The 14,609-nt window shown below is 50.5% G+C and carries 13 protein-coding genes; 1 reads left to right on the top strand and 12 read right to left on the bottom strand.

The genetic code is table 11. The features are described 5' to 3' along the window. Positions 1–2: 2 nt before the first annotated feature. From WCY20_RS02970 to WCY20_RS02955, 4 genes are all read right to left on the bottom strand, one after another. Entirely contained in the window at positions 3–983 is a 981-nt protein-coding gene (locus tag WCY20_RS02970; RefSeq protein WP_345976855.1) for a transaldolase, read from the bottom strand. Positions 984–1,079: 96 nt separating this feature from the next. Further along, a complete protein-coding gene (locus tag WCY20_RS02965) occupies positions 1,080–2,309 on the bottom strand; it encodes a beta-ketoacyl-ACP synthase II (RefSeq protein ID WP_345976853.1) in 1,230 nt (409 codons plus the stop codon). Further along, a complete protein-coding gene (locus WCY20_RS02960; protein WP_345976851.1) occupies positions 2,306–3,448 on the bottom strand; it encodes a serine hydrolase domain-containing protein in 1,143 nt (380 codons plus the stop codon). Before WCY20_RS02960 ends, WCY20_RS02965 begins: the two co-directional genes overlap by 4 nt. Next, complete coding sequence (locus WCY20_RS02955) at positions 3,445–4,653, bottom strand: AMP-binding protein (protein ID WP_345976850.1); 1,209 nt, start codon at positions 4,651–4,653, stop codon at positions 3,445–3,447. Before WCY20_RS02955 ends, WCY20_RS02960 begins: the two co-directional genes overlap by 4 nt. A 330-nt stretch (positions 4,654–4,983) precedes the next feature. Here WCY20_RS02955 and WCY20_RS02950 point away from each other — a divergent pair, with 330 nt between their 5' ends. Continuing rightward, positions 4,984–6,681, top strand: coding sequence for a hypothetical protein (locus WCY20_RS02950; protein ID WP_345976849.1), 1,698 nt, complete (start codon positions 4,984–4,986; stop codon positions 6,679–6,681). 321 nt (positions 6,682–7,002) lie between these two features. On the opposite strand, the gene WCY20_RS02945 is transcribed toward WCY20_RS02950, so the two are convergent. From WCY20_RS02945 to WCY20_RS02910, 8 genes are read right to left on the bottom strand one after another with little or no spacing between them, the layout of a single operon-like run. After that, on the bottom strand, positions 7,003–9,141 hold the full coding sequence (locus WCY20_RS02945; protein ID WP_345976848.1) for a hypothetical protein: 2,139 nt from the start codon (positions 9,139–9,141) through the stop codon (positions 7,003–7,005). After that, the gene (locus tag WCY20_RS02940; protein ID WP_345976846.1) at positions 9,113–9,601 is read right to left on the bottom strand and encodes a hypothetical protein; all 489 of its coding nucleotides are present in this window, start codon (positions 9,599–9,601) and stop codon (positions 9,113–9,115) included. The genes WCY20_RS02945 and WCY20_RS02940 overlap by 29 nt, the downstream gene beginning before the upstream one ends. Continuing rightward, positions 9,598–10,338 (bottom strand): lysophospholipid acyltransferase family protein, encoded by a 741-nt coding sequence (locus WCY20_RS02935; protein WP_345976844.1) that lies wholly within the window; start codon positions 10,336–10,338, stop codon positions 9,598–9,600. Before WCY20_RS02935 ends, WCY20_RS02940 begins: the two co-directional genes overlap by 4 nt. Next, entirely contained in the window at positions 10,328–10,849 is a 522-nt protein-coding gene (locus WCY20_RS02930; protein WP_345976842.1) for a hypothetical protein, read from the bottom strand. The genes WCY20_RS02935 and WCY20_RS02930 overlap by 11 nt, the downstream gene beginning before the upstream one ends. A 7-nt stretch (positions 10,850–10,856) precedes the next feature. Beyond that, the gene (locus WCY20_RS02925; protein ID WP_345976841.1) at positions 10,857–11,096 is read right to left on the bottom strand and encodes a phosphopantetheine-binding protein; all 240 of its coding nucleotides are present in this window, start codon (positions 11,094–11,096) and stop codon (positions 10,857–10,859) included. A gap of 4 nt (positions 11,097–11,100) precedes the next feature. Beyond that, positions 11,101–12,327 carry a beta-ketoacyl synthase N-terminal-like domain-containing protein gene (locus tag WCY20_RS02920; RefSeq protein WP_345976839.1) on the bottom strand — a complete coding sequence of 409 codons (1,227 nt, stop codon included), beginning with the start codon at positions 12,325–12,327 and terminating at the stop codon, positions 11,101–11,103. Positions 12,328–12,336: 9 nt separating this feature from the next. Then, positions 12,337–13,029 (bottom strand): SDR family NAD(P)-dependent oxidoreductase, encoded by a 693-nt coding sequence (locus WCY20_RS02915; RefSeq protein ID WP_345976837.1) that lies wholly within the window; start codon positions 13,027–13,029, stop codon positions 12,337–12,339. Continuing rightward, positions 13,029–14,549 (bottom strand): aromatic amino acid ammonia-lyase, encoded by a 1,521-nt coding sequence (locus WCY20_RS02910; protein WP_345976835.1) that lies wholly within the window; start codon positions 14,547–14,549, stop codon positions 13,029–13,031. The genes WCY20_RS02915 and WCY20_RS02910 overlap by 1 nt, the downstream gene beginning before the upstream one ends. Positions 14,550–14,609 lie beyond the last annotated feature (60 nt).

Genomic DNA, 14,609 nt, shown 5'->3' with positions numbered 1-14,609 from the left:
CTCTACTCCAATTCACTCAATATTTCACTGAACGCCTCTTTAAAGGCGTCGAGGCCGTCACTTATCTGCTTGGCGACTACGCCGTCAAAATCGATCCCCGCCGCTTCGATCTTTGCAAAATGCGCATCAATCGTCTCAGCATCGACGGGGAGCTTTATTGTCCTGTCGCCTTTTTTGACAAAAGCCTCGATCGTCTCGACAGGGGCCGTATTGACCGTGTTCGCTGCCAAAAGCTCGTCGATATAGTACGATGGGCGCAGATCACCGCCTTTTACCCCCGTCGATGCGAAGAGTGTACGGCAACGCGATACACCCTTCGCTTCAATAGCACTGTAGATCGCCGCCGCATTGTAGATACCGGCCAATGCCGGTGTTATCCCTTTTTCAACCAGCACGGCATCCAAAGCACGGTCGATACGGCTGACAAAGACACTGATCACGGTATCGACACTTGCACCCTTTTGCTGCCCATCCGCAAAGGCGTCAGCAGCTGCGAGGGCCTGCTCTTTGGAGAAGACCAGGGTTGCATTGACAGCGATGCCGTCGCTTACCAGGGTCCTCATCGCGCCGTAACCTGCTTCTGTCGCCGGCACTTTGATCATCACGTTCGGACGATCGATCAGCTTATAGAGACGGCGCCCCTCGTCAACCGTAGCCTCGGTATCGTCGCAAAGCATCGGATCGACCTCGATACTGACGTAACCGTCATCACCCTTATCATACAAAGGACGCAAAATATCCGCTGCCTTCTGGATATCATAAATGGCCAAAGCCTCATATTTGGCTTTGGCATCCAAGCCTGAAAGCTCCTCGATCTGGCGTTTATAAGCCGGTGATGTCAGGATCGCACTTTTAAAGATCGAAGGGTTGGAGGTCGCCCCGTTAATAATCCCCTCTTCGATCAATGTTCTAAACCCGTTATCCAAATAGTCTCGTTCAATAAAATCGGCCCAAAGGGAAAATTTCTCTTCTGGAATATACATTCAAGTCCCTAAAAAAATATTTGGAATGATTATAACTCTAAAGTCGTTGCGAAATGATTAATCGATCGCACCATCTACCGGCTATTGTCAAAAGTGTCACCGGGCCGCTTTGAACTTTTCAAAGACAATCGCGGCATTGGTCCCGCCAAAACCGAAATTACAGCTGAGAACACGGTCCACCCCGGTCTCAATGGCCCTGTTTTTGACAAGATTGATCGACGGCATCTCCGTTTCGCTCTCTTTGTAGTTGATGAGCGGCGGCAGTATATTTTCCTGCATCGCCATAAGACTGACCACCGCCTCGATCGTTCCGGCAGCACCGAGGGTATGCCCCACCTGACCCTTGATCGAACTTACATAGGGGCGCATCCCGCCGAAAACGGTCTCGATAGCCTTAGCCTCGCGGATATCATTGTAAAAAGTGCCTGTACCGTGCGCATTGATATAGTCGATCTTCGGTGATCCCGCCATCTCGAAAGCGTCTTCTATGGCACTGATCGCCCCGCGGGACTCCGGGTGCGGCGTCGAAATGTGGTAGGCATCGGCACTCTCGCCGAAACCGATGATCTCGGCATAGATCCGTGCGCCGCGTTTTTGCGCATGTTCGAGCGTCTCGAGCACGAGCGCACCCGCCCCCTCGCCCATCACAAAGCCGCTGCGCTCTTTGTCAAAGGGGCGCACCGCCTCTTTAGGGCTCTCATTATGGTCTTTGCACAGGGCGTTCATCGCGCTGAATCCGCCAAGGGCAAGCGACGTTACCCCCGCCTCCGCCCCTACAACGAGCATCCCCTCGCCCTTGGAGAACTGCAGCGTCTTCCAGGCTTCGATGATCGCATGGGTTCCCGCGGCGCAGGCAGTATTTTCACTGAGGTTCGGCCCTCTCAGGTCAAACCGCATGGAGACCTGACCCGCCAGCATATTGGGCATGTACGAGGGGATCAGAAAAGGGGAAATATGCGAAAGTTTGGAGCTGCTCTTGATCTCTGCCGCCTCTTCGATAGAACCGATGCCGACAAGGCAGTTGCCGCTGACCACGCCGAAAGCGGTCGTATCGACACCTTCCAAAGCGGCATCGTCAAAAGCCTCCTGTGCCGCATGCAAGCCCAGCTGTATGAAACGGTCCGCCTTCTTCTGCTCGCGTTTTTTCATCACGGTAGATGGGTCAAAAGCCTTCACCTCGGCCGCGATCTTGCACTCGAGTTCGTCTGTCGGACAAAGTGTGATCTTGTCTATGCCGCATTCGCCGTCAACAATAGCTTTAAACGAACTTTTATCATGTCCCAAAGCATTGATCATGCCGATGCCCGTCACGACAATACGTTTCATAAAAGCCCCTCTTTTACATCCTTGATCAGCCGGTCCGCCCAGCCGTCGATATCGGTCTCCGTCTGCGAGGTGAGGATCACGAAAGAGATGTCATATTTCGGGTAGATCCGCATGATGGTTCTGAACCCCGGACCAAGACCCTGATGCTGATAGAAAAACTCGCCTTTGTCTTCTATATGGTACCACCCTATCCCGAAGGCGACCTTTTCCTGTGATGAGAGCCATGAATTCACCGGCACGGCGGGGGTCTCCAGAAAGAGCCTCTTTGTCTCGGACGTCATAAGGTTGCCGTTATTATAGGCCGAGAGGAAAAGCGCCATATCATGGATCGGCGCGACCAGCCCGCCTGCAGCCAGCCAGCCGACGTCAAACTGTTTAAGCCAAAGCGTTGTTCCGTCCCAGTGGTCTTTGTCCTTTTCATTCATGAAGATGCGCATCGCCGTCCCGATAACGGAGAATAATTTCAGTGTCCCGTAGACCTGATCTTCCGCCATCTCTTCGGTGTAGGTAAAACCGCTCCGCTCCATCTGGGCGGGTCTCAGAATGCGATCTTCGACCAATTTTCCGAACTTTTCGCCCGTTGCTTTTTCGATGATACGGCTGAGGAGGATATACTCTGTACTGGAGTAGTTCGCCTCGGAACCCGGCATGTAGGGAAGTTCGACATACTCGTCCATTTCGATGCCGTTGGCCTTTGCATAGTGGTAATAAGCATCGTCTGTCATCGGGCGCACGCCGTCCGATCGGTCGCCGATACCCGAGCTGTGGTTCAGCAGGTTCAAGAGTGTCACCGTGACCTCTCTGCCGTCATACTTCGCCTTGAAACGCGGAAAGTAGCGATCGATCGTATCGTCAAACGAGAGGCTGCCCTCATCAACAAGCTGCATGACAAGCGTCGCGGCGAGGATCTTCGTCAAAGAGAAGACATGGTAGGTACTTTCCAGCGAGGTCGGCTGGCTTCTTTCGGCATCATTAAAGCCGAAACTGCTCTCATAAAGTATCGTATCGCCTTTTAAAACGGCAAACGAGGCGGAGGGCGGCGTATTGCCCTCGACCTCTTCACGGACAAACTTCTCAAAACTCTCCACGCCGCCAAAAAGATCGAGGCTGAGAAGAAGGATTAGAAGAAGTCGTTTCACCGGCGCACCTTTTTACCCATACTGTTCTTCTCTATGTTCTTGACATTGGTGAGTTCGAAACTAAAGTTGATCTCGGGATAATGGGCTTTGAAAAGCGCTCTGACATCCGCTTCAGTCGGCATTTTCCGTCCGGAAATCTTAATATCGAGACTTTCATCTTTAAGTTTTTCAATGTCGCTTTTGATGCCGATAAGAACATCCCCTGTACCAAGTCCGTTCTCAATCAGGTTTTCCAGCTCGACGATGGAGATGCGTTTGCCCGAGACCTTGACGATCTCATTGGCGCGCCCCAGAAGTCTGAACCTCTTATCCTCGAGTTCGATGATATCGCTTGTCGTGTAGGGGCGTTTCATCAGGGTTATCGTCTCTTCGAAAAGGTGGGTCGAGAGGTACGGTGAGTCCACCACCATGCGCGATTCGAAGTTTTTACTGATCAGGACACCCTGCAGCGGCTGCCAGTAGGTGTCGACCCCCCGCTTGATCGCCACACCCCCGGTCTCTGTCGAACCGAAAATCTGCAGCAGCGTCGTGTTGTACTGCTGCTCGAAACGCGCAACCTCATCTTCGACCAGAAGCCCCGTAGACGAAAGGAACGTGACATTGTTCAGGTCATGCTCACGCTTCAGGCGCAGCATCGCCTTGATGTAAACAGGGCTTGTCACGACCAGTGTCTTTTTACCTTCATGCAGACTGATGAGCTCCTGCGGATAGTACTCCTCTTTGAGCAACACCTCGCACCCGAGACGTTTAGGCAGCATAAGCCCCGAAAGGAAACCGTAGATATGGATGAACGGTACCGTAACGATAACGCGTTCAAAGTGCTCAGGTTCAAAAATCGCCTGCAGTGCGTCAAGCTCGCCCTGGATGTTCTCCCTGTTCTTGATCGCCCCGGTCGGTACGCCCGTTGTCCCCGAAGTAAAAAAGAGCGCATAAGCCGTTAGCGGAAGCACCGACTCATCGCTCTTCTCACTGTAGGGCTTGATACCGAGCTCGCTGACACGCTCGGTGATGCTTTCGATCTTCTTGTCAAAAAGGACCGGGGTCACCCCCTGGTCGATCGCCTTGTGCAGCAGTGCAAAAAGCTCCGGTTTGGTATGGGCGTCAAACGTCGCTTCGCCGGTCGCAGCGATGGTCTGTTCAACTTGCATATGCTCCAATTCCCGATCCGTTCGTTCGCCGTCGTTATTGATATAGATGATATTCATACTAGTTCGCTTTAAATTTGTTAAGTAAGCATTTATATTACAAGATTGCTTACAGAAAAGTATAGAAAGGGATCTAACCTTTTATAAAAAACCCATTTATCTCACCAACCGGCACGATTGACCTTCTGTCCCCCATGCACGGTCGGCCAATATAGTGATCAATACAACACCTGAATTTACATAAACAATCTAAAATAACCCATTTTGTTAAATATTAATATTAATATCATATTCCATAGATATAATTTCGCAAATATCAACAAATAATCATCATATACAAGCTGTCGTGATGATTGGCAATGATGTTAAAAACAGATCAAGGAAGTGAAAATGAAAAAAGAGATACTAATCAGTGCGTTGGCTGCCGGTATGCTGACAATGACAGGGTGTGGAGGCAGCAGTGATTCGTCTGGAGACGACGCGCCAACGACATTATCTGCCCAGTTCATCGATGCGGCAGTTGAAGGTCTAAACTATGAATGCCAGGCATCAGGCAAGTCTGGCGTTACAGACAGTGACGGCTATTTCAACTATGTAGCCGGTGACATCTGTACCTTTAAAATCGGTACAGTAGAGCTGGGAAGTGCAGAACCAACCGGTCCTATCTTCACACCACGCGACTTGAGTTCAGACCCTCTTGTCGTTACCAACACACTTCGTCTGTTACAGACACTTGACACTGACGAAGACCCAAGCAATGGTATTACTTTACCGTCTGACGTTATAGGAACGATCGATTTGGGCGCTGATTTTGACGCAGAGATCAACAACTTTCTTGCTGAGAATAACGTCGACGCTGCTGTTGTAACAGAAGAAGATGCAGCCGCACACTTTGAAGAGTCGTTGGCAGAAGAAGCAGAAGCTCAGGTGCAGGAGGAGCTTCAAGACCATATCGACACAACTGTTACATTCCAGTCAGTACTGGCGAGTGGTTTATACTATGTCGATGGCTATAGCTATACCGATAGCACAGGAACTGTTTTTTCGGAAACCTATATGTCAAAATTTACGCTTGCGAATGGTGTTGAAACAAATTATGAATACAACGCCACAACCGACTCGTTTGAGATTTATGTCGATGAGTACGACTCATACCAAGAGATCAGACTTGTCAACGGTGCTTGGGTCTCAAAAACATGGGACGAGTGGAATGCGAACCAGACGTATACTTTCAGCGGAGACAATGAGCTTGCAATTACCGGTGGCATTGAACCGGGTACTGTAACATTGACTGCCTACAATGCAGCCGGCCTATCGATCGCACCTCTTTTTGAATATTCGACAGATTTAGGGCTCTCTTCTGATGCTGTCTTTTCTTCAAATGCAAAAGTTTATGAGCTAGGCTTTACGGAAACAGACTTTACACCAAATTACAGTATTGATTATTGGGAAAACTGGGTTTGTGATACAAACGGAGTTTGTACGGAAGAGACGAATGTTAATGGGAATTATGAAGAAGATTGGACAGTAGATCCTGCTGTACCTTACACATCATTAGCAAAATTTATCAATGACAAGACCTTGTCTCCTACAAATGGTCCTGCTTCAGGTTATGGCATTAATGGTATCTGGCTTTGGACAGAGCATGCATCATATCTAGGTTTCTTTAGCAGCAATAACACGATTGTACTCTATAATAACACCTATCCAGACTACTCGAAACTTGATGTTGAAGGAAGTTATGAGCTTAAAACAGTAGACGGAACGGAGATATTAGTACTCAACCTTCCGGAGATTGTACGAGAGGAATGGAAAGTAGAAGAAAACATGCAGCTCATCTACTCGGTACAAGACGGAGCAGTCAGAAGTGGTGGGTATCAATACGCCTCTGCTGCTTATAATACCGGGACACAGCAAGAATATAATGAAGTGGCAGCTAGAGATATTTACACATTGATCACAGCTTCCAGCAGTGCACAGGCTCCGGCTCGTACTTCAGCAACGCTACAAGAAAATCCAGCTGAAGCAGCAAGTCTTCAACAAGCGATCAACCGCAAAAAAGCATACATGAGAAATCAAGGTCGTTAATCGTTACCTATCCATTATGGTCATTACCAAGTCTGCCTTGGAAATGACCAATGTAACGTTCATAAGGATATCTTACTGTCACGCATACCTCTCTATGTGTGGCTGTTTTTTGACAAACTCTCAACAGACACCAACCCCAAAAACCCAACAGAGATCGTTACCCTCAACAAGACTTTTAACCTGATCTACGCTGTCTGCGATATGAGATTACTGGCCACTGTCTACTGCATAGCCGGCCCACTGCATCTAACAACATCATTCTGGTCGCATCTTGCGTTTAGTAGTACCTAACTGAAGAACTTGTTATCTTTGCCAAAGAGGCTAGAGCGTACGTTTCTGCAGCGTTTGCAAAATAAAAGTCGAAGCGATCCCCAGCGCGATCACCAGCCCGATATGGTGCAACGCACCGATATGGCTGAAGACAAAGATGCCGAACCCGGCGAAGGTGGTGAGCATGGCGTAGTAGATCGCCTCGTCGGTCTCATCCTGGACATCGCTCATGTAGATGCCGTAGTCGATGGCGGCGACCATCACAATGATCAGGGCGAAGAGGTGCATCACGGAGAATGAACCGATCAGGGCAAGCGCCGCAGCAATGATACCCAGAGGGAAGAGAACATAGTTCATGGCGACAAGAACCCGTTTTTTCAACAGCACCACCAGTAAAAGCGTTATCAATCCAAAGGTCATTACAGCGATCAGGAGCAACTGTTCCAGGACCTCTTCCACCCCTTTCTGCAGCAGTGTCGAAGCTTCCAATAGAACGAGATCATTGTCGTACCTGAGTCTTCCACTTTGCGATGCATTGACGAAAGCCAGACTCATCCATCTGCCGTCTTCAAGATGCAGCGTCTCAAATCCCAAAGCCTTCGCGACGTTCAGATCCGGTTTGGCGTAATGCAGCTCTTCTGCAAAAGAGTAGGCACGGCCAAATATTCCCGGGCGAAAACCGATCTTTGTTGCTGCACGTTCAATCTCATCTCGCAGGGCCTGAAAATCGATCTCTTCTAATTTTTTCAGATATGCTGTGAACCCCTTTTGCGATCTGTTTACCTGCGCCAATGAGCGGAAAGAGGGCTCCTCTTTTTGAACAGCTTCCATTTTGGAAAGCAGTGCGTCCAGAGAGTTCGCGTAGACTAAAACGGCACGTTCCTCAGAAGCTCCTGACTTTATCTTTTCCTGCAGGGCCAGAAGTTTGTCATTTTGATAGTCCAGCTGACGGAGGTCACCGCTGAAGTGCAAGTTCCCCAGGGAAAATCCAAGCAAAACCAATGAGATAGCCAACACAATTTTAGCGTTGACAAATCCCTTCGTGAGGGCCCGGAGCCGAATACGTTTCTCTTTGGGTTCAAACTGCCACGAGGCAAACAGAAAGCTGAACTGAAAATAGGAAAATGCCAAGGAGGCCATCCCGAACAGCGCCAGCTGCCGGATCAGAGGAAAATCTGCAAAATAGAGAATCCCGAAACCGCTCACCGTTGTCAAAAAAGCGTAAAAGACCTTCTTTCGGCTCTTTTCTTTGCGTGTGTAGTAGCCGTGAAAATAGTAGTGGAAAAAGTAGTCCACCGCCATCATCGCGATCCCCGAGCCGAAAGCCAGGGTGAAGATCGAGACCTCCTTAAAGAAAAAGGTGACGGCGGCAAGTCCGACGAACAGCGATGATCCCAGTGCCAGCGAGGTCAGCAGCAGGACCTTGAAATCGCGCAGCGAAAAGGCGTAGAAGAGCAGCAGAAGGACCATCGTCGCGGTAATAATGAGGTTGACCTCGCTCTTGATCCTCGCCGAATTCTCCGCCGTAAAGAAGTGGGGTGCAAAGGCGGTCACGTCACTGCCGTAACTGTCCACAACAGCATGCACATCATCATAGAGCTTTTGCGCCCCCTCGACGTCGGCAACGCTGATGCGCAACATCGCTGAGAGCATATAGTTCTCACCTTCGAAAAGCGCAATGCCGTTTTTGGTCTGTATACCTCCCCGCTGCATCGGGTCGCTGAAGAGCGCCAGCGGATCGGTCGTGTTGAGCCCGCTGAAAAGAAAAGAGCGCTGCATCTCTTCGTAAAGGGAGAGGAGTCTCTTTTGAATATAATGCGCATCGACTCTTGAACTGTTTATATCCAGACGTTCTGCGTAATGTTCACGCAGATATTTTGCCGCAGGGGAATGGATGCTGTCTACTTTGACAGAGAGTTCATCAACCGCATCCAGATTTTGCAACTTGTCCGCTATCTTTTCGATGCGTTCTTTCGATGCCCCGTCGCTTCCTTTTGAGATAATGATCAGCCGGTTGAGCGACTGGAGTTTCGAGGCATCTTCAAGCTTCGCAGTGTAGCTGTTTTGCGGAAAGATGGAGAGCATGTCCGTGCTGAAGTGCGACGGAGAAAAGAGCAGCCCGGCTGACAGCATGACCGCCAGGTAGATGAAAAGATGGAGTCTATTGGGCAATATGGAGCGTAATCTCATCGCCGTTACTCATCTTGGTCATGATTTTTTGCAGTTGCATCGCTCTGTCGCGGTGCACCTCGACCGATTTGACGACCTTGTCAACCGGAGGAATCGGTGCGAGCTTCACCACTGTCGCACTGCTCGTGATCGTGAAGTTTTCGCGCAGGGCTTTGTAATCGCTGCGGTAGAGCTTATGGATAAAGTCCATATAGACCTTCATCATCGGCTGTTCGTTTAGGTCGAGATGCTCAATACGCACACCTTTGCTGTCCGTCACATCCAGATAGAGACCGTCATAGACGATATGGCGTACTTCGGGCTCGCTGTAGTCGATCTGCATCCCCTTGTCATCAAAATCAATATGGCCTTTCATCGTCATGGTCTTGTCGATGCTGTAAACGTAGCGCTCTTCTACAAAGTCGTATCCCCCTGCGATAAGCATCAGTGCTGATAAAACAAGAAAAACAGCTATCTTCATGAAAAGTTCTCTGTTACTTCGGTCTGCATCGCCTCTTTGACACGGCGCATTAGAGAGCGTACGCTCTCCTCTTTTTCGGGATAGAGCGGATCGAGAAAGGTCACATCTATATCGGTCCGTGTCAATGTCTTTGCCACATTAGAGCCTTTCGTGACGATCTTTCCCGTACCGTCGATGATAACGGGAATGAGCGGAAGCTGATTGTCCACGGCGAGACGAAAGGCCCCTTTTTGAAAAGGGAGCAGCTCGCCGCTGTAGTTGCGTGTCCCTTCGGGAAAAATAAAGACATTGATATTGCGTTGCAAAGCATTGGAGAGCTTGTTAAAGACCGTGATCGCCGCGTTCGGATTGTGCTTCTCCATATAGTAGACGCCCACTAGGCGCGGTATCTTAAGAAAGATCGGCAGGTCGCTGATGGGGTGGTTGGAGATGGTCACAAAGTTCTCAATTATGCTGCCGAGAAGCACAAAATCGATGGAGGATTGGTGCGAAGCGACATAGACCGCCGGCTGGATGGTATTGAGGTTGTGGCTGTTGTGGATCGTAACCTTCCCGATAACCGGGGATGTCTTCAGAAAGAGGCGCCAGAAAAAACGGACCACGACCTGAAAGGCCCAGCGCGGATCACCGCCAAAAAGCCAGACCGGCAGCGTGAAGCTTACGGCGAAGAGAAGCGCTACAAGCATCCAGAAGATAAAAAGCCCGTAGATATAGGCGCTCAGAAGTTTACTTGACACCGCGAACCTTTCCGTAAAGTATCTGAAGAGCCAAAGCCCCGCCGAAAAGAAGATACCAGCCGACCGTTGTGTAGAGCGCCCAGATCTTCATCGACGCAAACAGGACAGCGATCTGCAGCAGCAGGTTGATCCCCGTAACCGCAAGCCAGTAACTGTGCGAGCGCTCTATAAATGCCAGTTTCTCTTCACTCCAGACCATTTTGGGTGTCTTCTGCACCATTGTAGCCAAAAAGGGTCTTTTAAAGATCACCGCCTCTGCGAACTTGGCAAAGAAAAGCGAGGTGATCAGAACCGGCACTATTTTGAAAACAAGTACGGAGTCCAGAAACCAGACCAGAAAACCGGCGGCTGTTGCCGCCAGGGGCACCAGAACATGTTTAAAGCGGTTTTTTATCAGCTCGTAGAGCGTCCAAGGTGCGGCAAGAGCGAAGAGTGCCATCCCCACGACATGGGGTTCGAAAAAACGCAGACCCACTACTATGAAAAGGACATAGAGCAGCGTCAGCAGCATCGGTGCATCAGCCCCGCGTCATGATCAGTGCGACGAATTCGTCGATCGTACGGATCTTTTGCGCATCTTCCGCTTTAAGATCGATATTGAGTTTTTTATCCATCATCACGATGAGATCGATCGCATCGAGACTGTCCATATCCAGATCTTCAAAAAAGTTTGCGCCTGCGACGATCTCATCTTCTTCGACCTCAAATTCTTCAATCAAAACCTTCTTTAGCGTCTCTCTAACAAACTCTTCTGTCATCTAATTATTCCTCTATTTTTTTAAAGATTAGTGAGGTATTGATCCCACCGAATGCAAAATTGTTATTCATAACGATATTATGATCACCGTAACGGTGATCGAAAATGTAATCCAGCGGTGCACAGGTCTCGTCCACCTTCACCAGATTCTTGTTTGCCGGAAGCAGCCCTGTTTTAAGGCTGATGAGCCCTATAATCGACTCGACGACCCCGCAGCCGCCGAGGATGTGCCCCATGTACCCTTTGGTGCTGCTGATCGGCGTCTTGTCGCCGAAGACCGCATAGGTCGCATGCGACTCGGCAATGTCGCCTTTCGGCGTCGATGTCGCATGGGCATTGATATAGCCCACCTGGTCCGGGGTGATGCCCGCATCATCAAGCGCCAGCCGCATCACCTGCTCCATACCTGCGCTCGACGGGGTGGTGATATGCTCGCCGTCGCATGAAGTCGCATACCCGATGATCTCACCGTAGATCTTCGCACCGCGGGCTTTGGCCGCCTCATACTCCTCAAGGACGAGTGTCCCGGCCCCCTCGGCTGTTACCAGACCGTCACGGCCGCTGTCGAAGGGGCGCGGGGTCTGGTCCGGGGTGTCGTTGTACTTTGTCGAAGTCGCCGCCATGATCTCAAAGATCCCCGCATTGTAGGGGTGGGCTTCCTCAGAACCGCCGACGAACATGATGTCGCTCATGCCGTACTTGATGCTCTCGTACCCGATACCGATCGCCATCGACGAGGAGGTACAGGCCGAACAGGCGGGAATGTTACGCCCGCGTATCTTGAACATCGCGGCGATGTTGGCTGCGACCGTATGGCTCATGAACTGCAGAAAACTCATCGAATTCTGGCCGACAAAGGTCATGTTTTTGCTGATTTCACCGATAGACTCAAAAAGCGCCTCGTCCGAACCCATTGTCGAACCAAAAGAGATACCGGTTCGAGGATGGGAAATCTGCTCTTCGCTCAAACCGGAATCGGCAACGGCATCGAGCATCGTCTTGGCCGCCATGATCGCCACGCGTCCCATCGAACGGCGGCTTTTACGCGGGATCTCTTTGTAGTTGTTCCAGTCGACAAGGCCGCAGACGCGGGTCTTGAAATCTCTATATTCCGACCACGATTCGACGTGCACGACACCGCTTCTCGACGACTCCAGCCCTTCCTGGAGGGCCTCCATATCATTGCCCAGCGGTGAAAGCACTCCGACACCGGTAATCACTACGCGACGCATCTTCATCTTCTATCTCACCATTCCACCGCTGATATTGATTGTTTCAGCGGTGATATAAGATGCCTTGTCCGCCAGAAAAAGTACCACTTCCGAAACATCTTCAGGCTTTCCGATACGTCGTAGAGGGATCCCTTTTTTGAGCTCTTTGAGCGGCAGCTCCTCGGTCATCTCCGACTCTATCAGACCCGGTGCAACGCAGTTGACGCGGATCTTGTAGCGGCCAAGCTCCAGGGCTAAGGCCTTGGTAAAAGCGATGATGCCCCCTTTCGTCGCCGAGTAGTTGGTCTGACCCGGATTGCCGGCGATTCCCGAGACAGAAGAGACGTTGACGATCGCGCAGTTTTTCTTGGCGATCATCTTCTCAACCACCGCTTTGGTCACACGGTACATGCCGTTAAGATTAGTGTCGATCACATCTTCCCACTCTTCATCTTTCATCCAGAAGAAGAGGTTGTCTTTGGTAATGCCGGAGTTGTTGACCAGGACATCAAGGTCCAGTCCGCCAAAAGCGTTTTTGACGCTCTCGCCGTCACGCACGTCACAGTAGACGATCTCGCCGTTTTTGATATCGTCCAGAATAGCCTGTGCTTTTGACTCTTGTGAACGGTAATGTATATAGACAAAGTAGCCGGCATCCGCAAAGGCGCGGACACACGCTTCGCCGATAGCACCGGTTGCTCCCGTTACAAGGACTTTGCGCATTACGAAAGTTCTCCGTTAGTGATCATCTCAACCACTTTTTCGATCTCAATATCCATGCGGCGGTCTTCCACCAACGGCGGAATGACCGAACGGATCTTTTTATAGATACTCTCCAGTTGCGGCGAGATACCTTCATGACCGCGGATATCAACCGCCTGAGCAAGCCCCATAAAGGCGATGGCAAGCATGTTGTCAAGATCTGGAAGCGTGCGCTTGAAATTGAGCGCCGCAGTGGTCCCCATGCTCACCTTATCCTGGTTGAGCGACTCCGTCGGGCGGGAGAAGACGGATGCCGGCATGATGTTCATCATCACATCGGCGCTGAGAGAGCTGAGCGTGATCTGCATCGCTTTGAAACCGTGGTGGTGCGGTTTGTCGGAGATCTTGAGATTCTCGCCGATACCGCGGTTGAATTTGTGGTCGACAAGCAGCGAGAACTGCTTGTCAAGCAGATCGGCCGCATTGGCGGAACAGATCTTCAGCGTGTCCATCGCATGGGCAACGTAACCGCCGTAGAAGTTACCGGAGGTGTAGATCTTTTTACCTTCACCGTCGATGATCGGGTTGTCGTTGACCGCGTTGCACTCCGTCTCGACCCATTTTTTAGAAAGCTCGAGGTTGTCCCAGACAATACCCAGGACCTGCGGTGTACAGCGGATAGAGTACTTATCCTGGATACAGAGGGTATCCTCTTTAAAAAACTTCTCATAACGCTCATCCTGCGCCTGGACGATCTCGGAGCCTTCAAGTTTTTTCGCCAGTTGTGCTGCACAGCGGATCTGCCCCTCAAACGGTTTCACTTCATGCACAAGCGGCTGAAGCGGTGTCCCGTCGGCATGCATCATTTCAAACAGACCGGCGATAAAGCTCTCATATGCGTGCATCCAGTTCTCGAACTTCTGCATCGCAATGATGGCGATACCGCTCATTGCCGCCGTACCGTTCATGATGGCCAGCGCCTCTTTCGGCTCCAGCTCATACGGCTCGATGTCAAGCTCTTTATAGACATCGGCACTGCTGCGGATCTCACCCTTGTAGTAGACCTCGCGCTCGCCGACGATCGCCGCCGCGATGTAAGAGAGAGGCGTCAGGTCGCCGCTCGCCCCGACGGATCCCTGTGCAGGGATGACCGGGATGATATCATTGTTGAAAAAATAGGCCATACGCTCAAGCAGATTTGCCGTAATACCGGAATACCCTTTTGAAAGGCTGGTCAGACGGATCAACAAAATACGCTTGCACTCATCATGCGAGAGCATCTCGCCGACGCCGCATCCGTGAAAACGGAAGAGGTTCTTCTGCAGCTCTTTCGCCTGCTCAAACGCCGAATAGTTGGTCCCGGCCTCACCATAGCCTGTTGTCACACCATAGATCGGTTTACCCGTAGAGATCTCGTCGAGCAAAAACTGGTGCGAATCAGCTATCTTCTTACGAAAAGCCTCATCGTTACTGACTTCCACACGTTCTGCATGACAGAGGTCTTCATAATTGACATGTTGCGCATTGATTTTAGTTGACATCTATTTTCCCAAATGAACTGTTATGAAAGGAACAGCCGTAAATATTTTTTTGTATTTTAG

It is taken from the genome of Sulfurimonas sp. HSL3-7, from assembly GCF_039645985.1.
Taxonomy (GTDB): domain Bacteria; phylum Campylobacterota; class Campylobacteria; order Campylobacterales; family Sulfurimonadaceae; genus Sulfonitrofixus; species Sulfonitrofixus jiaomeiensis.
Note: the sequence above shows the minus strand (reverse complement) of the source record. Positions and strands in the feature narration are given on the sequence as shown.